At 56.4% G+C, this 24,381-nt stretch carries 23 protein-coding genes; 6 read left to right on the top strand and 17 right to left on the bottom strand.

What is annotated here, in order from left to right; translation table 11 throughout:
- Both C4J86_RS08700 and C4J86_RS08695 read left to right on the top strand, forming a co-directional pair.
- On the top strand, positions 1-408 hold the full coding sequence (locus tag C4J86_RS08700; protein WP_124370106.1) for an Imm50 family immunity protein: 408 nt from the start codon (positions 1-3) through the stop codon (positions 406-408).
- Positions 409-589: 181 nt separating this feature from the next.
- A complete protein-coding gene (locus C4J86_RS08695) occupies positions 590-952 on the top strand; it encodes an Mpo1-like protein (RefSeq protein WP_124361884.1) in 363 nt (120 codons plus the stop codon).
- 3 nt (positions 953-955) lie between these two features.
- On the opposite strand, the gene C4J86_RS08690 is transcribed toward C4J86_RS08695, so the two are convergent.
- The 3 genes from C4J86_RS08690 to C4J86_RS08680 all read right to left on the bottom strand — a co-directional run bounded on the left by C4J86_RS08690 (position 956) and on the right by C4J86_RS08680 (position 2,929).
- Positions 956-1,753: an acyl-CoA thioesterase II gene (locus tag C4J86_RS08690; RefSeq protein WP_124370105.1), complete on the bottom strand. Its 798-nt coding sequence runs from the start codon at positions 1,751-1,753 to the stop codon at positions 956-958.
- 90 nt (positions 1,754-1,843) lie between these two features.
- Positions 1,844-2,605 (bottom strand): CHAD domain-containing protein, encoded by a 762-nt coding sequence (locus C4J86_RS08685; RefSeq protein WP_124370104.1) that lies wholly within the window; start codon positions 2,603-2,605, stop codon positions 1,844-1,846.
- Between the two features lie 45 nt (positions 2,606-2,650).
- Complete coding sequence (locus C4J86_RS08680; protein ID WP_003238638.1) at positions 2,651-2,929, bottom strand: hypothetical protein; 279 nt, start codon at positions 2,927-2,929, stop codon at positions 2,651-2,653.
- 217 nt (positions 2,930-3,146) lie between these two features.
- On the opposite strand from C4J86_RS08680, the gene C4J86_RS08675 reads away from it, so the two are divergent.
- Entirely contained in the window at positions 3,147-4,184 is a 1,038-nt protein-coding gene (locus tag C4J86_RS08675; protein ID WP_124361881.1) for a patatin-like phospholipase family protein, read from the top strand.
- Between the two features lie 643 nt (positions 4,185-4,827).
- Here the strand turns inward: C4J86_RS08675 and C4J86_RS08670 are convergent.
- From C4J86_RS08670 to kdpF, 6 genes are all read right to left on the bottom strand, one after another.
- Entirely contained in the window at positions 4,828-5,517 is a 690-nt protein-coding gene (locus tag C4J86_RS08670; protein ID WP_124370103.1) for a response regulator, read from the bottom strand.
- A gap of 192 nt (positions 5,518-5,709) precedes the next feature.
- On the bottom strand, positions 5,710-8,361 hold the full coding sequence (locus C4J86_RS08665; RefSeq protein WP_124370102.1) for a sensor histidine kinase KdpD: 2,652 nt from the start codon (positions 8,359-8,361) through the stop codon (positions 5,710-5,712).
- Between the two features lie 250 nt (positions 8,362-8,611).
- The gene (kdpC, locus tag C4J86_RS08660; RefSeq protein ID WP_124370101.1) at positions 8,612-9,157 is read right to left on the bottom strand and encodes a potassium-transporting ATPase subunit KdpC; all 546 of its coding nucleotides are present in this window, start codon (positions 9,155-9,157) and stop codon (positions 8,612-8,614) included.
- Positions 9,158-9,197: 40 nt separating this feature from the next.
- Positions 9,198-11,261: a potassium-transporting ATPase subunit KdpB gene (gene kdpB, locus C4J86_RS08655; protein ID WP_124370100.1), complete on the bottom strand. Its 2,064-nt coding sequence runs from the start codon at positions 11,259-11,261 to the stop codon at positions 9,198-9,200.
- A gap of 9 nt (positions 11,262-11,270) precedes the next feature.
- Positions 11,271-12,965, bottom strand: coding sequence for a potassium-transporting ATPase subunit KdpA (gene kdpA / locus C4J86_RS08650; protein ID WP_124366348.1), 1,695 nt, complete (start codon positions 12,963-12,965; stop codon positions 11,271-11,273).
- 9 nt (positions 12,966-12,974) lie between these two features.
- On the bottom strand, positions 12,975-13,064 hold the full coding sequence (gene kdpF, locus C4J86_RS08645) for a K(+)-transporting ATPase subunit F (protein WP_003218754.1): 90 nt from the start codon (positions 13,062-13,064) through the stop codon (positions 12,975-12,977).
- Positions 13,065-13,447: 383 nt separating this feature from the next.
- On the opposite strand from kdpF, the gene eat reads away from it, so the two are divergent.
- Together eat and C4J86_RS08635 are read left to right on the top strand one after the other, a co-directional pair.
- Positions 13,448-14,812: an ethanolamine permease gene (gene eat / locus C4J86_RS08640; RefSeq protein ID WP_124366347.1), complete on the top strand. Its 1,365-nt coding sequence runs from the start codon at positions 13,448-13,450 to the stop codon at positions 14,810-14,812.
- 111 nt (positions 14,813-14,923) lie between these two features.
- Positions 14,924-15,091, top strand: a complete 168-nt coding sequence (locus tag C4J86_RS08635; protein ID WP_124361874.1) for a DUF2897 family protein — start codon at positions 14,924-14,926, stop codon at positions 15,089-15,091.
- A 7-nt stretch (positions 15,092-15,098) separates the two neighbouring features.
- Here C4J86_RS08635 and C4J86_RS08630 read toward each other — a convergent pair whose 3' ends face one another.
- Both C4J86_RS08630 and C4J86_RS08625 read right to left on the bottom strand, forming a co-directional pair.
- Positions 15,099-15,947, bottom strand: coding sequence for a DUF1989 domain-containing protein (locus C4J86_RS08630; RefSeq protein ID WP_124370099.1), 849 nt, complete (start codon positions 15,945-15,947; stop codon positions 15,099-15,101).
- A 129-nt stretch (positions 15,948-16,076) separates the two neighbouring features.
- Positions 16,077-16,409 carry a ComEA family DNA-binding protein gene (locus C4J86_RS08625; RefSeq protein ID WP_124370098.1) on the bottom strand — a complete coding sequence of 111 codons (333 nt, stop codon included), beginning with the start codon at positions 16,407-16,409 and terminating at the stop codon, positions 16,077-16,079.
- Positions 16,410-16,772: 363 nt separating this feature from the next.
- Between C4J86_RS08625 and C4J86_RS08620 the strand changes: the two genes are divergently transcribed.
- Entirely contained in the window at positions 16,773-17,261 is a 489-nt protein-coding gene (locus C4J86_RS08620; protein WP_124372405.1) for an acyltransferase, read from the top strand.
- Positions 17,262-17,371: 110 nt separating this feature from the next.
- On the opposite strand, the gene C4J86_RS08615 is transcribed toward C4J86_RS08620, so the two are convergent.
- From C4J86_RS08615 to C4J86_RS08590, 6 genes are all read right to left on the bottom strand, one after another.
- Entirely contained in the window at positions 17,372-19,369 is a 1,998-nt protein-coding gene (locus C4J86_RS08615) for a nucleoside-diphosphate sugar epimerase/dehydratase (protein ID WP_164487520.1), read from the bottom strand.
- Between the two features lie 118 nt (positions 19,370-19,487).
- Positions 19,488-20,048, bottom strand: coding sequence for a sugar transferase (locus C4J86_RS08610; RefSeq protein ID WP_124370097.1), 561 nt, complete (start codon positions 20,046-20,048; stop codon positions 19,488-19,490).
- A 28-nt stretch (positions 20,049-20,076) separates the two neighbouring features.
- Complete coding sequence (locus C4J86_RS08605; protein ID WP_124370096.1) at positions 20,077-21,240, bottom strand: acyltransferase; 1,164 nt, start codon at positions 21,238-21,240, stop codon at positions 20,077-20,079.
- Entirely contained in the window at positions 21,176-22,186 is a 1,011-nt protein-coding gene (locus C4J86_RS08600; protein WP_124370095.1) for an NAD-dependent epimerase/dehydratase family protein, read from the bottom strand. The genes C4J86_RS08605 and C4J86_RS08600 overlap by 65 nt, the downstream gene beginning before the upstream one ends.
- Before the next feature lie 2 nt (positions 22,187-22,188).
- The gene (locus tag C4J86_RS08595; protein WP_124370094.1) at positions 22,189-23,295 is read right to left on the bottom strand and encodes a DUF1972 domain-containing protein; all 1,107 of its coding nucleotides are present in this window, start codon (positions 23,293-23,295) and stop codon (positions 22,189-22,191) included.
- On the bottom strand, positions 23,285-24,379 hold the full coding sequence (locus C4J86_RS08590) for a glycosyltransferase family 4 protein (RefSeq protein ID WP_124370093.1): 1,095 nt from the start codon (positions 24,377-24,379) through the stop codon (positions 23,285-23,287). The genes C4J86_RS08595 and C4J86_RS08590 overlap by 11 nt, the downstream gene beginning before the upstream one ends.
- Positions 24,380-24,381: the final 2 nt, after the last annotated feature.

The raw sequence follows: 24,381 nt of genomic DNA, 5'->3' as shown, positions 1-24,381 counted from the left end.
ATGAAGCACTGGAACGAATTAGATGGAAGCATATTTTTTAGTAAACTTTTCAGCTCTCCAGTTGAAATTGGAAAAATAGCTCTGTTTTCTATAACTATAGAAAATGATCAACCATCAATAGACATGGGTTTTGACATACCTGAATTCCCAGACGACCTGCCAGAAAAATGGAGAAATAAAGGATATAACATGTGTAGAGTTGGCCTAACTTGCAATGACATTGACAACCTGAAAATCTTAAATATTCCTGCCCATGAGGTATTTACTGCACGCATCAAAAGAGCCAGCAATCATTTTACATTTGAAGCCATCAGCGACAGCGCCTCCATAACATTCAACGCAAAATTTATTTCACTTAAAGGCCCTAGTGTTTACATCAACGGACCGGACGACTACTACTTCAAATAACCCAACATAACCATCCCAAATTGAAAACAATCTCAAATCGCGGCACCCCGTTGAGTCACCTGAAAAGTTATTTTACATAAAGGTGGCTCTATGGACTCCATAGCCAACCCTAATTCGCCGCCCTATCCTCTCCCACCTAAACTCCCTCCAAGTTGTTTAAACGGACAGAGGATTCACCACCATGGGCAAACGTCACCCCAATCTCCCCGCCTGGCAATGGCGTAATTACCCACAAAACCATCAGCACCCGACCAATCTGGCTTTGCACCTGATTGCCGTTCCGCTGTTCATCATCGGCTTTCTGTTGATCGTTTCCGGTGTGTTCAGCCTGAGCCTGGTGAGTTTTGCCGTAGGCGTGATCGGCATTTTGGCGGGCCTGGCGCTGCAGCGTCATGGCCACAGCCTGGAAGCCCAGGCGAGCGAGCCGTTCAGTGATCGTAACGACGCGGTGCAGCGCCTGGTGGTCGAGCAGTTCGTGACGTTTCCGCGCTTTGTGCTCAGCGGCGGCTGGTGGCGGGCGTGGCGCCAGCGTCACCGGCATTGAGGGTCAGGCGAAGACCACCACGGTCTGGCGACTGAGGGCGATCAACTCGCCGGTCGGGCTCCAGAGCGCGGCGGCGGCATGGCCGTAGCCGTCCCGGGCGTGTTCGATGTTGACGTGGTATTGGCACCAGTCGAGGGTGGTCAAGTGCTGCAGGGGCTGGATGAATTCGATGGTCCAGGTCAGGGTGCTGCCCGGCGCCGGTTTCTTCAAATGCGGAAGTAACGCCGGCGGCCAGGCGTCGACCAGTGCGAGGATGTGCGCCTCGGTCAGGGGCTCTTCTTTCACGTCCCCACACAACCGTACCCAACCGCCCATGTCGCGGGATTTATTGCCGGTAAACGGCAGGCCGCCGACGCTCCAGCGCATTGCCAGATGCCGCATGAATTCAGGGGTGACGCCCTTGATATAGGGCAGCTCCTGGCATTCATCCCAATGTTTGAACACGGGTGGCGGCTCGCTCGCGACGTCAATTTCCGAGGTGCGGGGCGCACCGAAACTGGCCTGGACCAAGGTCGCCACTTCACCGTTCTGGACCACACGGCCCAGCAATTGGCTGACAGCCTTGCCTTCGCGCAGCACTTCAACCTGATAGCTAGCGGGTACATCCGGCGCGACCGGGCCAACGAAAGTGATCGCCAGGGAGCGCAGCGGCCGCTCCGCCGGCACCTGGGCGCGCAACGCTTCGTATTGCAACGCGGCGACCAGGCCACCAAAGGTGGCGCGGCCTTGGGCCCATTCGGCAGGAATGGTGACATCCTGTGGGTTTTGACGGGCAGCGTCGAGCAAATCACTAAAGCGCATGGCGACCTCACATCAAGAAAATCGATGAGGGAATCTTAACCACCAAGCCCGCCAGATACAGCACCTATTCCGGCCAAAAACCGGACCGGTTCAGAAACAATCGGCGCTGAGCTTATCCAGAACCCGGTCCGCCTGCCGCTCGGCCTTGGCCATGGTTTGACGCCAGGTGGCGACGAAGGGCTCAAGATCGGCCTGATGCTCGGCCAGCATCAACCACTGCCAGCAGTCGTGCCAGTCACCCAGGGCGCCCTGGGCTTTTTTCAGACCGGACAGGGCCTTGGCGGGCAATTTATCCAGCTCGGGATACGCCTCGGCAGCGTAGCGCACGCGCTTGATCAGCAAGCGTAAACGGTGGCGATCATGCTCGGGGTCTTTCAGCGCGTGGTCGAGTGCGTTCCATTGCTTGGTCAGGCGTTTCCGGATGCGCGAGCGCAGGCCCTTGAGCAATTTCTGCCGTTGGGAAGCGCGGATAAACCGTGGAAACGCATCGAGGATCTGCAGCAGGTGCGCCAGCTGCAGGCTCTGCGCCACTTGGCGATAAGCCTCAGGCTGCAGGCGCAGACGCCGCTCAGCCGCCTCATGGTGACCCAGCTGTTGCAAGTACGCAGCCAGCACCTCACGGTCACGCAACGGTGTGGTCAACTGGCCGACCGCGCGGGCGGCCGATTCAAGCTGTTCGACACCCGGTAACCCGCGCAAGGGGCGCAACAGGCTGCGCAAGCGGCGCACGGTAGTGCGCAGATCATGCAAGGCTTCATCATCGGTGACGGCGGCAAGACGCGCCTGACAGCTCAGTAACCCTACTTCCAGGCCAATGACCTGAGCGACCAACTGATTGACCAGCGCTGACATCCTGCCCTCCCTGTGTGATGAAACAGCCTACTCGCGGCTAGCGAATCAACGCCCGGCGCGTGACTCACGGATATAGAAGCGCGCTTTCTCGGCCTTGTTGGAGCACCCTTCGAACGCTTCGAATTGCTGTTGGGTCTTGGCCCCGGTCAACAACGACAAAGCCTTGGAGTAGCTGACGGTGCCCGCGAAGCCCTCGGCCTTGGCCAGGTCCAGTTCTTTCCAGGCGGCATCCAACTGCGACCCGCAGCTGTCGCGATACGCGGTTTTCCCGGCACAGCCAGCCAAGGCCAACAGGATCACGGGAACACACATCCAGGCTTTCATCGATGACACCTCAAAATATACAAAATCTGTCGTAGCCTGTAGACGTTGCCTACAGGGAAAAGTGCCTTGTCCTTAGCCTGAAATCAGTAGTACCCATTGCCAGAGCATACCCGAGCCTAGACGCGATTCTGGAAAAATATTGCCAAGGCTTACCGAGGATTGTAGCGGCCCCCTTGATGGGTGCATTGTGGGCACCTGTTTCACGAAGGATCTGGTCATGAAGAAACGTGTTGCCTTAGTGCTGGGCTCCGGCGGAGCCAGGGGCTACGCCCATATCGGGGTGATCGAAGAGATCGAACGGCGCGGCTATGACATCGCCTGTATTGCCGGCTGCTCGATGGGTGCCGTGGTCGGCGGGATCTATGCCGCCGGCAAGCTGGACGAGTACCGAAACTGGATCGAAAGCCTCGATTACCTCGACGTGTTGCGCCTGGTGGATGTGAGTTTTCGCCTGGGCGCGATTCGCGGTGAAAAGGTGTTCGGGCAGATCCGCAAGATCGTCGGCGAAATCAATATCGAAGAGCTGCGCATCCCCTACACCGCCGTGGCTACCGACCTCACCAACCAGCAGGAAATCTGGTTCCAGGAAGGCTGCCTGCACCAGGCCATGCGCGCCTCGGCCGCGATCCCCAGCCTGTTCACGCCGGTGATGCAGGGCAACCGCATGCTGGTGGATGGCGGCTTACTCAACCCGTTGCCCATCGTGCCGGTGGTGTCGAGCCATTGCGACTTGATCATCGCGGTCAACCTCAACGCCACCAACCAGAAACATTATCACTTGCCGGTGATCCAGCGCCCGCCGGCATTCAAGAGCCGCTTTAACAGCCTGGCAAAATCATTGGGTTCGCACCTGCCGTTTCGACGCAAACAGGCCGAGCAGTTGATGAAGCTCGAGCAGGAAGCGTTGCAGGCCCAGGCCGCCGAGATCAACCCATGGCTGGAGTCGGCCGAGCCCGAATCCCAGCAACCCGCCGCCGCGCCGGAAAAACCCGGCACGCCGAAGTCGGCCACAGGCTCGTTCATTATCGATAACGTCGGGCCTGCATCGCTGCTGGACCTGATCAACCAGAGTTTCGAGGTGATGCAGACGTCATTGGCACAGTACAAAATCGCCGGCTACCCACCGGATGTGCTGATCAACGTGCCCAAGCGGGTGTGCCGTTTTTTCGAGTTCTACAAGGCGCCGGAGTTGATCGCGTTGGGGCGGGAAATTGCCAGTGATACGTTGGATCGGTATGAGAGTGAGCAGTCTTGAGATTGTAGGCGCTGCTGGTGGCCTCATCGCGGCATAGGTATCTACATAACTTTGTAGCAGCCTAAGTAACCACGATGCGAAGCGAGCCGCTCTTGATCTTGCTCTTGATCTAGGCGCCCCGTTAAACCACGCTGGCCGGAATTCGACAGTGATTTGGGGGGTAAACCGGCAGGGATGCCGGTTTAGCCGCCCCGCGCCATGGATGGCGCGTGGCGGCGGCCCCCCAAATCACTGTCGGATTACGGGCACACCGAGCCTAGGCGAGGTGCCGAGTGGTGGGGCAAGAGCGTTTTGCTTACTTTTGCGCTTTTCAAAAGTGAGACGCCGTAAGGGCGGAACCCTAAGCCGCCGTTACCGCAGCAACGGATATGTACTCGCCCTGATCCAGCATCCTGGTCGGCTGTCAGGCCGCCATCGGGGGCAAGCCCCCTCCCACATTTAGGTCGCGGGGCATCAGTTAGAGAGGCTTCGGCTCTTGAGCCGTCACAGGTTCAGGGCCGTGCCAAAGTTGTGTAGATACCAATGCCCATCGCGGGCAAGCCCACTCCCACAATTAGACTGAGTTCAACATGAGCATGCGGTCGAATGTGGGAGTGGGCTTGCCCGCGATGACGCTAGTTGAGGCAGCGAAACTCTATCCACCCTAAGTATTCAGCAATCGATACCCCACCCCCGCCTCAGTCACGATAAACCTCGGCTGCGTCGGGTCATCCGCCAGCTTCTGCCGCAAATGCCCCACCACAATGCGCAGATAGTGGCTGTCTTCGGTGTGGGTCGGCCCCCAGATATCCTTGAGCAATTGTTGCTGGGTAATCACCCGCCCTGGATGCCGCGCCAGTTGCGCCAGCACCGCGTATTCCTTGCGGGTCAACGCCACCTCGGCACCGTCCAGCAGAACGCGGCGGTAGGCCAGGTCTACCGTCAGCGGGCCGAAACTAAGGGCGGCTTCCTGAGACTCGCCCGTCGGTGCCTGGCGCAACAGCGCACGCACACGGGCGAGAAATTCCTGGATGCCGAAAGGCTTGGTTACGTAGTCATTGGCGCCGCCGTCGAGGGCATCGACCTTTTGGCTCTCGCTGGCCCGTACCGACAGCACCAGCACCGGCACCGTCGACCACTCGCGAAACTCGCGCAGCACTTGCTGGCCGTCCATGTCGGGCAAGCCCAGGTCCAGCACCAGCAGATCCGGCTTGCTCAATGCCGCTTGGGCCAGGCCTTCGTTGCCGGTGCCGGCCTCGATCACCTTATAGCCCTGGGAGGCCAGGCTGATGCGCAGGAATTTGCGGATCTGCGGTTCGTCATCAATGACTAGAATCGTCGCGGTCTGGCTCATGGTGTCCAATTAAAATCCATTAAAAACAAACCATTGTAGAAACGAACCTGTTGTGGCGAGGGAGCTTGCTCCCGCTGGAGTGCGAAGCGCTCCCAAACTAGTCAGGCGGGTGATGCGTCGCGACCGAATGGTTTTGGGGCTGCTGCGCAGCCCAGCGGGAGCAAGCTCCCTCGCCACAGTAGGCATACGTTTTCAAAGGTCAGTGTCCAAGCCCGGCTGAGATTGTAGCGGCAGAAACAGGGTGATGCAGGTGCCGCGCCCCTCAATGCCATCCGCCACGCTGATATGCCCCCCATGTGCGCCGACCATGCCCTGGCAGATCGCCAGGCCAAGGCCGGTGCCCTGCCCGCCCCGATCACCACGGGCAGCGGTGTAGAACATGTCGAAGATCTTCGCACGTTCATCCTCGGGAATCCCCGGCCCTTCATCGGCCACGGCGAAAAACAACTGGTTGTCCGCGACACCGGCGCTCAACTGCAAACGGCCCTGGGGCGGCGAAAAACGTGCGGCGTTCTCCATTACATTGACCAACGCCTGCTCGATCAACGCAGCGTGCACGTAGAGCAACGGCAGCTCCGGCGGCACATGGGTACTCACTTGCAACGGTGCCAGCACCGCGCGCAAACGCCCGAGGGCGCTGCCGACGATATCGCCGGGCGAGACCCAATCGCGCGCCAGCTTCAGCGCGCCGTGGCCCAAGCGAGTCATGTCCAACAGGTTCTGGATATAGCGGTCGAGGCGCTCGGCTTCATCGCGGGTGCCTTCGAGCAATTCGCGACGATCCTCCAAAGGGATCGCTTCGCCCAGCGCCAGCAGGCTGTCGATACTGCCGCGCATGGAGGTCAACGGTGTGCGCAAATCGTGGGATACGGAAGCGAGCAAGGCGCTGCGCAGTTGTTCGGTTTCGCCGTGCAAACGCGCCGACTCCAACTCCTGTCCCAACTGCGCCCGCGCCAGCGCCTGGGCCAGCGGCTGGCTCAAGGCGGTGAGCAGGCGGCGGCGTTGCCCGCTCAACTCCAAGCCCGGCTTGGCACTGACACCGAGCAAACCCAAGGGCCCCTCTTCGCCCGACAACGGCCACCACCACCAACGTCCAAACGGCAAGGTGCCGGTGCCCACACCCGCCGGCTGATCGTGCTGCCAGGCCCAATCGGCGGCAGCGCGTTCGGCTTCGGTAAGGGTCAACGGGCCACCGGTCTCGATTGTCCAGCCGCCCTCGCCGTCGCGATTGACCAGGCATACATCCAAATCATTCCAACCTTGCAGGTGGTGAGCCGCCGCACTGATAACGGCCTGGCGATCCGTGGCTGCAGTGAGCTTGCGCGACAGGTCGAGCAGCTCGCTGGTTTCTTCTTGGGTATCGCGCAACGCCTGCAACTGGCGACGCTGGCGCGCAGCCAGGTTGCCGGTGAGCGCTGCCATCAACAGGAAGAACAACAGGGTCAGCACATCCTCTTCACGCTGGATGGCAAAGGAGAAATTCGGCGGAATAAACAGAAAGTCATAGGTCATGAACGACAACGCCGCGCACACCAGCGAAGGCCCCAGACTGCTGCGCACCGCCACCAGCAGCACCGCCGCAAGAAACACCAGTGAGATATTCGGCAACGGCAACACGCTGGACACGCCCCAGGCCAAGCCGGCCGCAACCACGGTTGCCACCACGGCCAAGGCGTAGTCGAACCAGCGCAGTCCACGCGCATCCGGCAAGCGCGGCGGAGCAGGCATATCGTCGCTGTCGAGCACGTTGATTTCCAGGCCCCGCGCATTGCGCAACAAGCGTGCGGCGAGGCCGCCGCCGAACAGCCGTCGCCGCCAGCGCATGCGCGACTGCCCGACCAGTACCAGGCTGGCGCGGCGCTCGGCGGCATGCTGGATCAACGTCCTGGCCACCTCCCCCGCCCGCAGCAACACCACCTCGCCGCCCAGACGCTCCGCCAGTTGCTGGGCATTTTGCAGGCGCAGCCGTGACTGTTCATCCCGCGCGTGGCCGTTGTCGATATGCACCAGGCTCCAGGGTAAATGCCGCCGCTGCGCGACCCGGCTGGCATGGCGCACCAGGCGTTCGGCCTGTGCGTCGCCATCGACCCCCACCAGCAAACGACCACGCACCGCCGGCGCAGCTTGGCCGAGTTGGCGATACCCTTGGGCCAGGTCGTCGTCGACGTGGGCGGCCGCGGTCTGCATGGCCAGTTCGCGCAGGGCCATCAAGTTGGTCTGGGTGAAAAACGCATCGATGGCCGCCCGCGCCTGTTCCGGCACATACACCTTGCCGTCACGCAGGCGCTCCAGCAATTCGCGGGACGGCAAGTCGATCAGCAGCAACTCGTCGGCCTCTTGCAGCACCCAGTCCGGCAGGGTTTCACGCACCTGCACACCGGTAATGCCCCGCACCTGGTCATTGAGGCTTTCCAGGTGCTGGACGTTGACGGTGGTGAATACGTTAATGCCGGCAGCGAGCAATTCCTGAATGTCCTGCCAGCGCTTTTCATGCCGGCTGCCGGGGGCGTTGCTATGGGCCAGTTCGTCGACCAGCACCAGCTTGGGCTTGGCCGCAAGCAGGCCGTCGAGGTCCATTTCTTCGAGCATCACGCCACGGTATTCACTGCGCAACAGCGGTTGTTGCAGCAGGCCGCTGAGCAAGGATTCCGTCTCGGCGCGGCCGTGGGTCTCGACCACCCCGGCAATCAACGGGACGCCCTGGCGCAGTTGAGCATGGGCCGCCTGGAGCATGGCGTAGGTCTTGCCCACGCCGGGCGCGGCGCCGAGGAAAACCTTGAGCCGGCCACGGCCGTTGCGGGGTAGATCGGCTAACAAGGCATCGGCGCGGCCGGAGTCGCTCATGCAAGGGTTTCCTTAGGTGTTCAGGTAATCAGGCTCAATGACGATCAACTGTGGGAGGGGGCAAGTCCTAATGTCAGTCAGTTAAGCAAAAGTGGTTCCCTGTAGGAGCGAGCTTGCTCGCGAAGAACTCAAGGCCCTCTCGTTCATCCAGAATGAACGCGTTGTCTGGGCGTTTTTCGCGAGCAAGCTCGCTCCTACAGTGAAGCCGCTTAACTGACTGGCATTAGGGAAAGCCCTCTCCCACAGGGGTTCAGAGTTTTTCCAGGGCCATGTTCAGTGCCAGTACGTTGACTACCGGCGGCCCCACCAACGGGCTTTCGGTGTGTTCATCCAACATCCGCTGCAAGGTCGACACCGGCACATTCCGTGCTGCCGCCACTCGCGCCAGTTGATAGGCAATTGCCGCGGGTGGCAAGTGTGGATCAAGTCCGCTGCCGGAGGTCGTCAGCGAGGCCAACGGTACGGGCCCCTGGCCGGGCACCTGTTGTTTATTCGCGTCATCGAAGATGCGCGTGGCCAGCGCGGGATTGCTCGGGCCAAGGTTGCTGGCACTGCTGGAGACCGTCGCGAACGCCCCGGCCGAGGGGCGCGGATGGAACCAGCCGTCACCGCTGAATTCCTGGGCGATCAGGCTGGAACCGCGCACCTTGCCGCCGGCATCGCGCACCAGGCTGCCATTGGCCTGATCCGGGAAGGCAACCTGAGCGACGCCAGTCACCACCAGCGGATAAGCCACGCCGGTGATCAGGGTCATGAGTACCAGCAGGCTCAGGGCCGGGCGGATTGTATTAGTCATCGTCAAATCCTCAATAAATCGGCCACAAAAGACCGCAGGGTTACACCAGGTGCAGCGCCGTCAGCAGCATGTCGATCGCCTTGATGCCCACAAACGGCACCAGCAGCCCACCCAGGCCGTAGATCAGCAGGTTGCGTCGCAACAAGGCCGCCGCACTCGCCGCCTGCACGCGCACACCGCGCAGGGCCAGCGGGATCAGCACCACGATGATCAGCGCGTTGAACACAATTGCCGACAGAATTGCGCTCTGCGGGCTCTGCAGGTGCATGACGTTGAGCACGCCCAATTGCGGGTAGATCGAGGCGAACAGCGCCGGCAGGATCGCGAAGTACTTGGCCACGTCGTTGGCGATGGAAAAGGTGGTCAGCGCGCCCCGGGTCACCAGCAACTCCTTGCCGATCTGCACCACGTCCAGCAGCTTGGTCGGATCACTGTCGAGGTCGACCATGTTCGCGGCTTCGCGTGCGGCCTGGGTGCCATCGTTCATCGCCATGCCGACGTCGGCCTGGGCCAGCGCTGGCGCGTCGTTGGCACCGTCGCCGCACATGGCGACCAGACGGCCGTCGTTCTGCTCATGGCGAATACGGGCGAGTTTTTTCTCAGGCGTGGCTTCAGCCAGCACGTCATCCACGCCGGCTTCAGCGGCAATCGCGGCGGCCGTCAACGGGTTGTCGCCGGTGACCATCACGGTACGAATCCCCAGCTTGCGCAGCTCGGCGAAACGCTCACGGATGCCAGGCTTGACCACGTCTTTCAGATGGATCGCACCAAGCAATTTGCCATCGGCGCACACCAGCAACGGCGTGCCGCCGCTTTGGGCGATCTTGTCGATTTCCCGCGACAGTGCAGGTAAAAGGTCGCTGCGCTGCTGGCCGATAAACGCCAGCAGCGAATCCACCGCGCCCTTGCGGAATACGCGGCCCTGATAGTCGACACCGGACAAACGGGTTTCGGCGCTGAAGGGGACCGCAGTCAGTTCGTCCGGCGTCGGCTCTGCCTGGGGGTGCAAGGCGCGCAGGTATTCGACGATGGACTTGCCTTCGGCGGTGTCATCCGCCAGGGAGGCGAACAGTGCACCTTCCGCCACTTCCCGACCACTGACACCGGGCGCCGCAACCACTGCCGAGCAACGACGGTTACCGAAAGTGATGGTGCCGGTCTTGTCCAGCAGCAACACATGCACGTCCCCTGCCGCTTCCACCGCGCGGCCAGACTTGGCGATCACGTTGAGCCGCACAAGGCGGTCCATGCCCGCGATACCGATGGCCGACAACAAGCCGCCAATGGTTGTAGGAATCAGCGTCACCAGCAGTGCGACCAGGAACACCAAGGGCAGGCTGCCATTGGCGAAGTGAGCGAACGGCTGCAGGGTCACCACCACCAGCAGGAAGATCAGGGTGAGGCCGATCAGCAGGATATCCAGCGCGACTTCGTTGGGCGTTTTCTGGCGTTTGGCGCCTTCCACCAAGGCGATCATGCGGTCCAGGGTGGACTCACCGGGGTTGGCGGTGATGCGGATCAGCAGCCAGTCCGACACCAGGCGGGTGTTGCCGGTGACGGCCGAGCGGTCGCCGCCGGATTCGCGGATCACCGGAGCGGATTCGCCGGTAATCGCCGCTTCGTTGACGGCAGCGATACCTTCGATCACCTCACCGTCGCCAGGAATCATTTCACCTGCGGCGACGCGCACCACATCACCTTTGCGCAGGCTGGTGGCCGGTACCACCTTGAAACTACCGTCGGACTCCTTGCGACGAGCGCTCAAGCCTTCACTGCCGGCCTTGAGGCTGTCGGCGCGGGCCTTGCCACGGCCTTCGGCCAAGGCTTCTGCGAAATTGGCGAACAACACGGTGAACCACAGCCACACCGCGATTTGCACGGCCACGAAGGTCGGCACGGCGGCGTCGGGCACAAAGCACAGCACGGTGGTGAGGATGGCGGTCAGCTCGACCACCAACATTACCGGCGAGCGTTGCAGTTGGCGTGGGTCCAGCTTGACGAACGCCTGGACCAGCGCCCCGCGCCACAGGGCCGAGATCGCGGTGTTGGCAGGTTCCTGGGGTTTGACCGGGGCCGCATTTTTTACAGGCATATTCATTTTCATATCCCTTGGTTAGAAGCCCATGCTCAGGTGTTCAGCAATAGGGCCCAGCGCCAGCGTCGGCAGGAAAGTCAGGCCGCCCACCAGCAAAATGGTCACGGTCAACAAGGTCACGAACAACGGGCCGTGGGTCGGGAAACTGTTCTGACCAATCGGTGCGGTCTTCTTCATCGCCAGGCTACCGGCCAGGGCCAGTACCGGGAGGATGTAGCCGAAACGGCCGATCAACATGCCCAGGCCAAGCATCAGGTTGTGAAACACGGTGTTGCCGCTGAACCCACCAAACGCCGAGCCGTTGTTGGCACTGGCCGAGGTGTAGGCGTAGAGCAACTGGCTGAAGCCGTGGGGGCCAGGGTTGCTGATGGCGCCGGCCGGGCCTGGCAGGCTGGCGGCAATGGCACCCAGTACGAGCACACCCACCGGCATCACCAGCAGGGTCACCACCAGCAGTTGCACTTCCTTGGCCTGGAGTTTCTTGCCCAGGTATTCCGGGGTGCGGCCTATCATCAGGCCGGCGAGGAACACCGCAATCAACACGTTGAGCAACATGCCGTACATACCGGCACCGACCCCGCCGAAGATCACTTCGCCGACCATCATGTTGACCAGTGCCACCATCCCGCTCAGGGGGCTGAGGCTGTCCTGCATGCCATTGACCGAGCCGTTGGACGCTGCGGTGGTGGTCACCGACCAGAGCACCGTGCCGGTGGTGCCGAACCGTGTTTCCTTGCCTTCCAGCGGCGCGGTTTGCTCAACGGCCGGGTTGTTCAAGGTTGGGTTGGGCTGGTATTCGGCCCACAGTGAAGTCGCGCCGCCGATCAGGAACAAGGCCAGCATGCAGGCGAGAATGGCGCGGCTCTGACGCAGGTCTTTGACGTAATGGCCGAAGGTAAACACCAAGGCCACCGGGATCAGAATGATCGAGGCCACTTCGAAGAGGTTGGCCCAGGCTGTCGGGTCTTCGAACGGATGCGCCGAGTTCACTCCAAAGAAACCGCCGCCATTGGTGCCCAATTGCTTGATCGCAATCTGGCTGGCCGCCGGGCCGAGGGGGATGACCTGATCCACGCCTTGCATCGTCACGGCATCAACGTAATGGGCGAAGGTCTGTGGTACGCCCTGCCATACCAGAAACAACGCCAGCACCAGGCATAACGGCAGCAAGCCGTAGAGGGTGGCGCGGGTCATGTCGACCCAGAAGTTACCCAAGGTCTTGGAGGATTTGCGACCGATCCCACGGCAAAGCGCGACCAGGACTGCCAGGCCGGTGGCGGCACTGACGAAGTTCTGCACAGTGAGGCCGACCATCTGGCTGAGGTAGCTCAGGGACGCTTCACCGCTGTAGTTCTGCCAGTTGGTGTTGGTCATGAAACTGACCGCGGTGTTGAAGGCCAGCGTCCATTCCTGGCCCGGCAATTTCTGCGGGTTGAGTGGGAGATAGTTCTGAAACAACAGGATTGCGAACAGCAGCAAAAAGCCCGCGAGATTGAACGCGAGCAAGGCCAGCATGTATTTCTGCCAGCTTTGCTCCTGTTGATCGTCCACACCCGAAAGGCGATAACAGGCTTTCTCCACAGGCCCCAGCACCGGCGTCAGCCACGTGCGCTGGCCTTCCATCACCTTGTAATAGAACCGCCCCAGAAACGGTGCCGGCACCAGTACCACGGCGAAGAAGGCGATGATCAGCCAATAGTCATAACTGTGCATAGCCTGCTCCTAGTTCCGATCCGCGCGTAACAGCGCAACCAGCAGATAAATGAACAGCGCCACAGCCAACAGCAGTGACACCCCGTCCAGAACGCTCATGGAAGTTTCTCCGTTTAACGGCGAGTGCCGCGTGTGGGGCAATTGTCCGCAGGAGCGGTGTAAAGGAACGAGAGCGAGGCGGGGCGTGGGGCGTAAAGATGGCGTAAAGAGTGGCTTTATGCGGGGTTTACACGGGGATTTCGGCGCCTGGGCGGGTGCTGTCGAGTTGTCATGCCGAGCGCCGATCAACCTGTGGGAGGGGGCTTGCTCCCGATGGCGCCAATCAAGACCCCCTCGCACTTATCTGGTGCGACGTCGCCACTATTCAAACGCCAAACCATCTCCCAGGCGACAGTGGAAGCGCTTTACGACACCACTTTGGGAAGTGGCATGTCCACTGCAACACCTTGAATCATTCCAAACCGTTCAGGGAGCACCACACAATGAACACACACCTCAAACCCACCTTGGGCACCCTCCATCTCTGGGGCATCGCCGTCGGGCTGGTGATTTCCGGCGAGTACTTCGGCTGGAGCTATGGCTGGGGCGTGGCCGGCACGCTGGGTTTCCTGGTGACCTCACTGATGGTCGCCGCGATGTACACCTGCTTCATTTTCAGCTTCACCGAGCTGACCACCGCGATTCCCCACGCTGGCGGCCCCTTCGCCTACAGCCGCCGCGCCTTCGGCGAAAAAGGCGGCTTGATTGCCGGCCTGGCGACCCTGATCGAATTCGTCTTCGCCCCACCCGCCATCGCCTTGGCCATCGGTGCCTACCTCAACGTGCAGTTTCCAGCGCTGGACCCGAAACACGCCGCCGTCGGCGCCTACTTCGTGTTCATGGGCCTGAATATCCTCGGCGTGAAACTCGCCGCTACCTTCGAACTGGTGGTGTGCGTACTTGCCGTCGCCGAACTGCTGGTGTTCATGGGCGTCGTTGCGCCGGCGTTCAGCTTCAGCAACTTCGCCCTGAACGGCTGGGCCGGTTCCGACACCTTCGGTGCCCCGGCGATTGCCGGCATGTTCGCAGCGATCCCCTTCGCCATCTGGTTCTTCCTCGCCATCGAAGGCGCGGCCATGGCGGCCGAAGAAGCGAAAGATCCCAAGCGCACCATTCCAAAGGCCTACATCAGCGGCATCCTGACCCTGGTAATCCTGGCCATGGGCGTGATGTTCTTCGCGGGCGGCGTCGGCGACTGGCGCACCCTGTCGAACATCAACGACCCACTGCCCCAGGCGATGAAAACCGTCGTAGGCGAAAGCTCCGGCTGGTTGCACATGCTGGTCTGGATTGGCCTGTTCGGCCTGGTGGCAAGCTTCCACGGCATCATCCTCGGCTACTCGCGCCAATTCTTCGCCCTGGCCCGCGCCGGTTACCTGCCGTCTTTCCTGGCCAAACTGTCACGTTTTCAGACGCCCCACCGAGCCATTCTCGCCGGTGGCGTGGTCGGCATTGCGGCCATCTACAGTGATGGCCTGATCAACCTGGGCGGCATGACCCTGACCGCCGCGATGATCACCATGGCCGTATTCGGCGCCATCGTCATGTACATCATGAGCATGCTCAGCCTGTTCAAACTGCGCAAAACCGAACCGCTGCTGGAACGCACCTTCCGCGCACCGGGTTACCCCGTCGTGCCGGGCATCGCGCTGGCTCTGGCAGTGGTGTGCCTGGTAGCGATGGCGTGGTTCAACACACTGATCGGGCTGATCTTCCTCGGTTTCATGGCCGTGGGCTTCATCTACTTCCAACTGACCGCCCAAGACCGCGCCGATGCGCCAGCAGATGCGATGTTGACCGGGTTATAGGGTTTACGAGGCAGAACGGGCCTACAATGAACTACTCAGAAAGCCCATAACTCAAAGCAGTTATTACCGTGGGAAAATTCTCCCCCGGCTATCTGCCTCAAGGAGAGCCTTATGCCGTGGTACGCGTGGTTGATTATGGTAATTGCGATCGGGTCGATCGTCGGTGGGTTGATGATGCTGCGTGACAGCGCCAACAAAGTGGAACTCACCGACGAACAACGTAAACGCGTGGCCGAGCGCAATGCGCAAGCGGACGCCAAGGATGCGCAGGATCGCTGAACTTGAGTTACTCCCAATCAGCTTTAGCGATATGCAAGCCGTGCTGCCCCTTATAGGCAGCACGCTCCGGCTGACTCCAGACACTCAGCAATTCGTCCTCCAGCCTGTAGATTTCAACCCCCAACGGACGACACACCGTCAGCGGGTCCTGCGCGTCCGGCCCCCACATCGGCAACGACAAATCCCCACCTGGGCATGTCGATAGCGCACACAGCAAATCAATCTCCGCGAAAAACTCCAGGTAATCGCCCTTCTGCGCCGGGCAGGCTTTCATGAAATACATGTCGTCGTGATTAAGGCCAGTGCACTGGAAAATATTCAGCACGTCGTGCACATCGAATTCCGTCAGACCGTGGGGCAATACTGCACGGGTCAGGTTTGAGTGGCAGTGGTGATGAAAGTCCTCGCCAGTGAGCATACGGTTTACATAGGGGTCGCAGCGTGTGCCGAGCAAATCGTGCAGGCGCCCGCCGTGCTCATCGATGCCGTAGCTTGCGAGACTGTCATCCGTAATAGTGACTAGCGGTCGTAGAAATGGAAGGTTCGACCACAAGCGGTCGTGAGTGCTGACGTGGGCGCCTTGAAGTTGCCGAGTGCGCGCCGCCCACAAGCGTTCGCGCGGGTCGTTGGCATTCCACACATTGAAGTCGCCCACCTGGGGGCCTACAGGCGTGGTCACCCGGAACACATGCCCGGCCGGCACTTTCCACGCCCTGCCCGTGCGGATCGGCACCTCGAACTGTTCGATCAGAGTGCGCTGATCCTTGCGATCACGGATACGTTCATAGAAGGTCGCATCCACCTGTAACGCCGAGCCTTTGCTGACCTGGTAAGCGGCTGGATAGTCTTTGTACATGGGGCGAACCTCCATTAAGGGTGACTGTTGAACAATCGATGATCTTGAGGTAACCACATTTCATGCCAGGGCTGGGCTAAAAACACATGATAAAAGGCCGATCATTGATCGGCCCCTGGGTGACGTCGTTTAGTTGATAACCAGCCTGTCGCGATTCTTCTCCAGCAAAGCCTTGCCGATGCCCTTTACTTCCAACAACTCATCCACCGAGGTGAAGGGCCCATTGCTTTCGCGAAAGGCGACGATCGCTTTCGCCTTGGAGGCCCCAATACCGAACAAATCGCGTCGCAGGGTTTCAGCGTCGGCGGCATTGAGGTTGACCTTGGCCGACTGCTCGGTTTTGGTCATTTGTGCGGAGATGGGGGTTGGCGCTTCAGGTTTGGCGGATGGGGCCGCGGTGGCGGCGACGGAGAGGCTGGTGAGGAAGGCGAAGATGAGGGAGGAAAGGTAGGTGTTATGCATTGGTGACGCTCCATGACATCGGTAAGAGAAAAGCAGCTTTTCCGAAGCTGCTTTTCTAACTTAGGCGATGATTGGAGGGTGTCAAAAATGGGTGAGTAACAGCGTGTGTTTGACTGTTTTCTAAGATGCCAAGAAACCATTTACTGCCGAGCCTCAGCAAGGCCTTTCGCAGAAAAGGACCGCTTCAGAGGTGACCTATCGGCAGCGTAACCGCGCCGAAAATCTCATGGATCAGCATGTGGGTAATCTCGGTGCTGCGTAAGCACTAGCGGTGCACCAAACAAAAAGACATCGAAAAAAATGGAAATCGATTTCCTTTCCAAGAGACTATTACGCTTTGAGTCAAAAGCAGGTGGAGAAAAAATGAGCGATCCTAAAGACTACTTCGTGCACTCTCATGCATTGTGCGAATCAACAGACGTTGGCAAAGGCTCCAGAATCTGGGCATTCACACATATTTTGCCTAACGCAAAAATTGGAGCGGACTGCAATGTCTGCGACCATGTGTTCATCGAAAATGATGTGACCATTGGGGACCGCGTCACGATCAAATGCGGTGTGCAAATCTGGGACGGCATCACTATTTCTGACGACGTGTTTATTGGACCAAATGTTACCTTCACCAATGATATTTATCCCAGAAGCAAAGTCTATCCTGAAAGTTTCGACCGCACTGTTGTATGCAGAGGCGCATCGTTAGGTGCCAACTGCACTATTTTGCCTGGGTTAGAGATTGGCGAAAATGCAATGGTAGGCGCAGGGGCGGTAGTTACTCGGTCAGTACCAGCGAACGCAACCGTCGTAGGTAACCCTGCCAAAATCGTGCGCATTCAAACCAAAAAAAACGTATAGAGACTTACTTAGCTATGCAAAAAAGCCGGTCAAAGACCGGCTAATTATTTAGCTTCAAAAAACACCTTAGAAGATCTCTTGCATAAGCGCTGTTATGTATCGTTTTTGATTCAGGGTTCAAGACGACGTTGCTGATAAATCCAATCGACAATTTCACCGTCCGGTGTATAGCCGCTAACGGTGTCACGCAATAATTGGCGCACCCGATTATAGTCATCCTGTTCGACAGCCGTGAGCAACTCAGACAATTTAACCTTGAGCGCCTCCCACGGCAGATGATCCTCATTAGCACTCATGATCATCGGATGTTGTGTCGCAACGACGTTGTCACCAATCAACAACTCTTCATACAGTTTTTCTCCCGGTCTTAAACCGGAGAACTCGATGGCGATGTCTCCGTGAGGATTTTTGTCTGAGCGAACGCTCAAGCCGGATAGGTGAATCATCTTTTCAGCCAACTCAACAATCTTGACAGGTTCGCCCATATCCAATACGAACACATCGCCACCAAGCCCCATGGAACCAGCTTGTATGACCAGTTGAGCCGCTTCGGGAATGGTCATGAAATAGCGGGTAATTTTCGGGTGCGTAACCGTTATGGGCCCACCCGACTTAATCTGTTTGTGAAACAACGGAATCACTGAGCCGGAAGAGCCCAATACATTACCGAACCTCACCATGGTGAAGCGAGTTTTGTTCACTCGGGAGACATTCGACTTATCACCAAACAGCACGGGTGCAAGCTCACGGCTCAAGGCTTGAAGCGTCAACTCAGCAAGGCGCTTGGTACTGCCCATTACATTAGTTGGTCGCACAGCCTTATCTGTCGAGATCAGAACAAAATTCGACACGCCTGCCTGAAGTGCAGCCTGGGCGGTATTCAGCGTGCCAATAACATTATTCAACACGCCTTCTGCGATATTGTGTTCAACAATGGGTACGTGTTTATAAGCTGCGGCATGGTAAACCGTATCAATACGCCAAGTTTTCATTATATCAAGCAGCTTGGCTTGATCACGCACCGACCCCAATATAGGCAGCAACTTGACCGGCAACGAATTACGAGTAATGTGCTGCTCCAGTTCGGAAAAAATGCTGTAAAGATTGAACTCACCGTGCTCGAACAACAGCAGGGTCGTAGGTCTGAGCTCCAAGATCTGACGACACAATTCAGAACCGATTGACCCGCCCGCTCCCGTCACAAGAACGCTCTGCCCCTTAATACAGTGCTCGAGTAGCTCATCTTGTGCAGGCACCGAATCACGACCCAGCAGGTCGGCAATATCGACCTCTTGAATATCATCAACCTTGACCCGGCCACTGGCGAGGTCCATGAAACCGGGAACGCTGCGAACATGGAGTGGGAAGCCTTCCAGAAAGCCGAGAATCTCACGACGCCGCCCACGGCTCGAGGACGGAATGGCCAAGAGAATTTCCTGAGCTCCCGTTTCATCGATCATCCGCTGAATATGTTTGGGCTTATAGACTTGAAGCCCGGAAATGACACGATCCGAGATCGTGGTGTCGTCATCAATAAACGCCACTGGGCGCATGACGCGCCCCATTCGCAGCGCTGCAACCAATTGATTACCAGCAGCGCCGGCACCATAAATTGCCACCCGCGGAAGACCATCTTCACGGCTGGTAAAGGGCACATGCTGAGCAGCGGCAAACCAGTCACCCAAAAAATATTGGCGCATAGTCAAGCGTAAACCGCCCACCATGATCAAGCTCAACCACCAATAGTTGAAGATAATTGACCGAGGCACGACGTTTTGATGGTTGCTATACCAATATACGACTACACCCAGAATCAATGATGAAAGACTCACCGCTTTGATAATCGCTACAAGCGCGTCATTGCCAAAATAGCGCATGACAGCACGGTACATACCAAAGCGAATGAAAAGCGGAATAGCGACCACCGGCGCGGCTAAAAACAACCACAGATGCATTTTGACAGGGTTTATCATCTCGTCGATGCCGAGGCGAACAACAAACGCCATCCACAGCGCCAAGAATACCAAAACAACGTCCGCAACTACCTGTATCAGTCGTTTTTGGTGACGAGGCAATTTCAATAGCCAAGTGCGCAACCGGTTAATCATGATTCACCTACGGTCCTTGCGTTAGATCAAAATTCTTGTCGACCGCGCAATAAACGCAGAACAAAAAACATTGTATGCCGCCTGCCGGAACAAGCTATTCATTGACGTCTCCACCGCGTCAATGGGATACGCCATCTCGTTTGAGTACCTTCAAAGCTGTCAAAAACAGGATTTTCAGATCAAAAAATAAACTCATATTTTTCGCGTAATAGGCATCATAGCCAACCTTAACAGGTATCGGCAACTCGTCCCGCCCGTTTACCTGCGCCCAGCCTGTAAGGCCTGGCCGTATAAGGTGCACGCCTTGCTCAGTACGCAATGCAATAAGGTCTGCCTGGTTAAAAAGCGCTGGCCTGGGCCCGACAAAGCTCATATCTCCAGCAATGATGCTCCACAGCTGAGGCAACTCATCCAGACTGGACTTTCTTAGGAAATTTCCAATCGGCGTAAGATATTTAGCCGGGTCCTGAAGCAGATGCGTGGCCACCGCGGGGGTACCCGTGCGCATTGAGCGGAACTTTGGCATTTTGAACACGGTATTATTCACACCCACACGGTCAGACCAATACAGTGCCGGACCTTTTGACGTCAATTTTACCGCAATGGTAACAAGCACAATCGGAATTAATAGTATGAGCAGCGCAAAGAGGCTCAGCAAAAGATCAAAGAAACGTTTCATTTTTCAGCACCACCCTTAAAATTCATAATTATCTAGTTGAGGATTTAGTAAACATTTCCGAAAGCTTAGCGGGTAATTGAGAAAGTCTCCCGGCGATCGCTTTTTTACGCAAAATACAAGGGTGCTCAATAAAGTGCCAGGAAAGTACGGCGGAAATAAGCGCTATCGGTAAAGCCACCAAAATAAGAGCAACGGGCGATATGCCCTTCCAGAGGTGGGCCAAAATCTCTTGCGTAGGAAAGGCATAGATATACAGGCCATAAGAATAGTCGCCCAACCTATTAAACTGACGAGCAAACCATTGCGTGTTGAAGGCAACCCAGAATACCGAGTAACTCCAGGCCCCCACAAAAGCCTCAACAAAAACCGGTGACTTGTACAAGAAAAACGTAACCAACCAACACGCCGTCAAAATACGATAGTCCAGCCGAATCTTGAACCTGTATGCGTAAAGCAACATGCCTACGACAAACGCGAAACTCCATTGCACCCACATACGCGTCTGAAATCCGGGGTGAATGAGCTCCCGCTCCACCAAGAATCTAAATGCAAAATAAAACAAAAAATATGCAACAAAAAATATCGACACCCGGCGCACGTTTTTCAAAAAACCTACGACACCTAACACCAAAACCAAAGCGTAGAGTAAGACCTCATAATATAGCGTCCACAGTGACCCATTGATGCCTGGATAAGGATTATCTTGAAACAGGCCTGGTAATTGAAATTGAATATTTTTCAATTTCAAATTAGCGGTCACATAACTATAGACCTCACTTGAAGGAAAGTAGTCGTGCAGGCTCAGAGTCGAAAACAACGGGCCCACCACAAATGCACTTAACACCAAAACAACCAACAGGGCCGGGTAGAGTCTTAAAAATCTCGCGACGACGAAATCAACCTTGCTTTTTGACCGCTGATAACTCAGTGATATAAAAAACCCAGAAATGCAAAAAAAGGTAAATACACCTAAACCGCCAAGCGAGATACCGAGCTGCGCCACTAGCGGTTCGACTTCAATGGCACCACGCGAAATCGGGTATGCATGGGAAATCAGGACAAAAAGGGCAGCCACCATGCGGATAAAATTAAAGTTATTATCCCGGGTGTCAAGCATCTGCGCCAAATTAACCATGAGAGGTGTCACTTCGTTTTTTCTTATAAGAGCGCGCTGTAATAGCAAACGCTTCATCAGTGCTGACAGGTGGTGCCCAGCCTAAGAGCTCCCGCGTATCTGCAATATCGACTTGAAGCGATCCGCACAGACGCTGGAAAAATTCTTTCTTCCCTACTATCGACGCAAGCTGCCCCAAAAGGGATTGCGGAAACGAAAATATACGGGACTGTTTGTTCATTGCCACAGCCAGCTTTTCCAGAATCTGCCCGATGGACAAGTCTTCCCCGTCACTAACCAGGAATACACGATTTGCTGCCTCAGGGTGATGAATGCACACGCGGATCAAATCGATCAAGTTGTCTATGAACACCAGGCTCCTGCGGTTATCAATCGTGCGGAATGGCAGAGGCAGGCCTTTGTCAACAGTAGCTAACATTTTTTCAAAGTTTGCTTTTACACCGGGGCCGTATACCAAGACAGGCCTGATGATTACCACGTTCATCGCGGTTTGCTTCGCCAGCGCCATCAACGCCTGCTCCGCTTCCAGCTTAGATACGCCATAATCATCCAGCGGTGCTGGAGCGTCCGAGGGCTTGAACGCACGATCTCTCTCGGTTTCCTCGCCATTGACCTTAACGGAGCTGACAAATATAAAACGCTTCACGCCAGCTTGCGCAGCTTGTCGGGCAAGGTTGAGCGTAGCGTCCACATTCACTTCCCGAAAGGCTTGCAGCGGATTGCTGTGGGTTTCGTTCATTATATGGGCACGCCCAGCAGAGTGGATTATCACCTCCACTCCCTGTAATGATGCACTCCAGTTGTTGTCCCCAGACAACGTCGAGATCACGCAGCTCTGAACGCCAGGCAGCTCAATTGCGGCGCTCCTGCGTGTCACGTTAACAACTGGATACCTGGCAGCAACCAGGGCCTCAAGCAGCGGGCGCCCGACAAAACCAGTACCGCCGGTAAGAAGAATCTTCGGTAGAGGTGAAATGGACGAGCTACTCAAACCATCGGACATAATCAAGCCCTATCAGAGGACAACAGTTGTTTGAATAGCTTATCGTATTGAGAAGACACACCTTCCCAACGATATCGACGCACCGCGACTTCATGCATTTTTTCACTCAAGGCAGCACGCGCAGCCTCGTCGGCAAAAAGCATGGACGCATGAGCTATAAGTGACTCACTGGAATCGAAGAATTTGGCGCTGTCTTCGGTAGAGGCACGATTGAATGAAACATCGAACGCGATGATAGGCAAGCTCAACCACATCGCCTCCACAAGAGAGGGATTGGTTCCACCCGCACTGTGGCCATGAATATAAATAGTGGCATTGCTGCGTAACGGGCTTAGTTCATCGCCGTCGTAAATAGGGTCGAGCAGATGGAGGTTTTCCGCACCAGCGTACTTGTCTTGGATCGCCCTTCCATAGTCACTCTGCTTCCAGTTCCCAACGATAACCAAATCGAGTTTACTGGCGTGAAACGCTTCGACAATAATATGAATATTATTTTCAGGCTCAATCCTACAGACAGAAAACGCGTAAGGGCTACGTAAAAATGGATAGCGTTCGCGATCGGACTCAACGAGTGCGCGCGTCTTAGCCTGATCACCGCCATAGGCAATAAGAGTACTTTCTCGGCCGTATTCGCTGCGGACATAATCCTGAAGAACCTGATTATCAGTCACCACTGCGTCAGAATACTTGACTGCCACAGCCTCTGAAAATTTCAAGAACTTCTTGGCTAAAGGTGACCATTTCGCACGCTTCCATTCATAACCGTCAATATTCACGACGATTTTCTTCTTTGTAAGCATTTTTATGAATGGAAGCGCAATGCAGCCGGAGACCCCCAGGATCAGCAGCACATCATTCTTGCGATAGGCATGCAGCATGCTGACAATGTCATAAGGAATACTTTGCACGCCGTTCGCTTTTAACGGAATGTAAATCAGATCGGCATTGCCATATTTTTTGGGTTGAGACGCATAGGATTTAGAACTGCAATATACCGAAATCTCGTAATCACGATCCAGATATGTAACCAGTTGCTCTGACAGCGTTTCCCACCCACCATACTGAGCTGGAAGACCGACTGTACCTATGACTGCAAATTTAAATCCCATCAAACACCCCAAGCACACCACTTTCAAATTTTTCACTTGAGAAACTAAGTGACTTTATCTTTGCTGCTGCAGACAGGCGATAACAGGTATCCGAGTCTTTTTGTAGAGCTACCAGTTTTGCAGAAATTTCTTCGACCCTATTAGAGGTCATTAGATACCCCTCGCAGTCGTCGGACACGAGCTCAACGGGCCCGCCTACCGGAGGTACAATGCACGGGATCCCAAATGAAAGCCCCTCAAGAATCGTCAAACCAAACGTTTCCACACATTCATCCGGTTTCGAAAGACTCAGTAAGATACTCGCTTGCTGATAATAAGGCACAACATCAGCACAGTTCGAAATGATAGTCAGATTATCGGGAATCGAAGTGCCCAAAAAAAAGTCAGAAGTTTCAATCTCCGTTGCACCAAGGACCAAGTTAAACTTGAAGCTCGGATGCGAACTCAACGAGCGAGCAATATGTACAAACTCATTGACGCCTTTGTAAGCTTTCAATGAGCAAATCATCAATACACAAAACGTTCCATCCGTGAATGGATGATAAACATGACGGGCAGCGATTCGGCTCATTGCTTGCGGAATAGCATTATAAACAACATGGCTCTCAACCTTGGAAAAGCCTTCGGTCCGCGCGAGAAAATGCGATACAAATATATTACTGCTTGAACATTTTTCAACTACCCAACGCAAAAAGGCCTTCAAAGGCCGTGGGCGAACGGACGTTTCGTGAATATGATAAAAAACCTTAATCCCCAAAAACTTGCCTGCCAGAGCCGCACCGAAGGGCAACAAGGTATTAACGTAAAAAATCGCAGAAGATTTTCGATACTTCAGCAACTTAAAAAACAACAAAACTTGCGATACGGTATAACTAATCAACGTCAGAAACTTATTATCAAAACGCTTGTAAAAATAGCGCCGTTGAACACAAGGCACAGACGTAAGGAAGCCGGAACCGCCTTTCCCTCCCAAAAACAACTCGGCGTCAAATCCTTTCTTCGATACAGCATCAATCACCTGGGAAAGAACCTTCGGGCTCCCGCTGTAGTCATTGAGCAAATGAAAAAATATAATTTTTTTCACTA

Origin of the sequence: Pseudomonas sp. R2-7-07 (assembly GCF_003852355.1) — a bacterium.
Classification (GTDB): domain Bacteria; phylum Pseudomonadota; class Gammaproteobacteria; order Pseudomonadales; family Pseudomonadaceae; genus Aquipseudomonas.
Note: the sequence above shows the minus strand (reverse complement) of the source record. Positions and strands in the feature narration are given on the sequence as shown.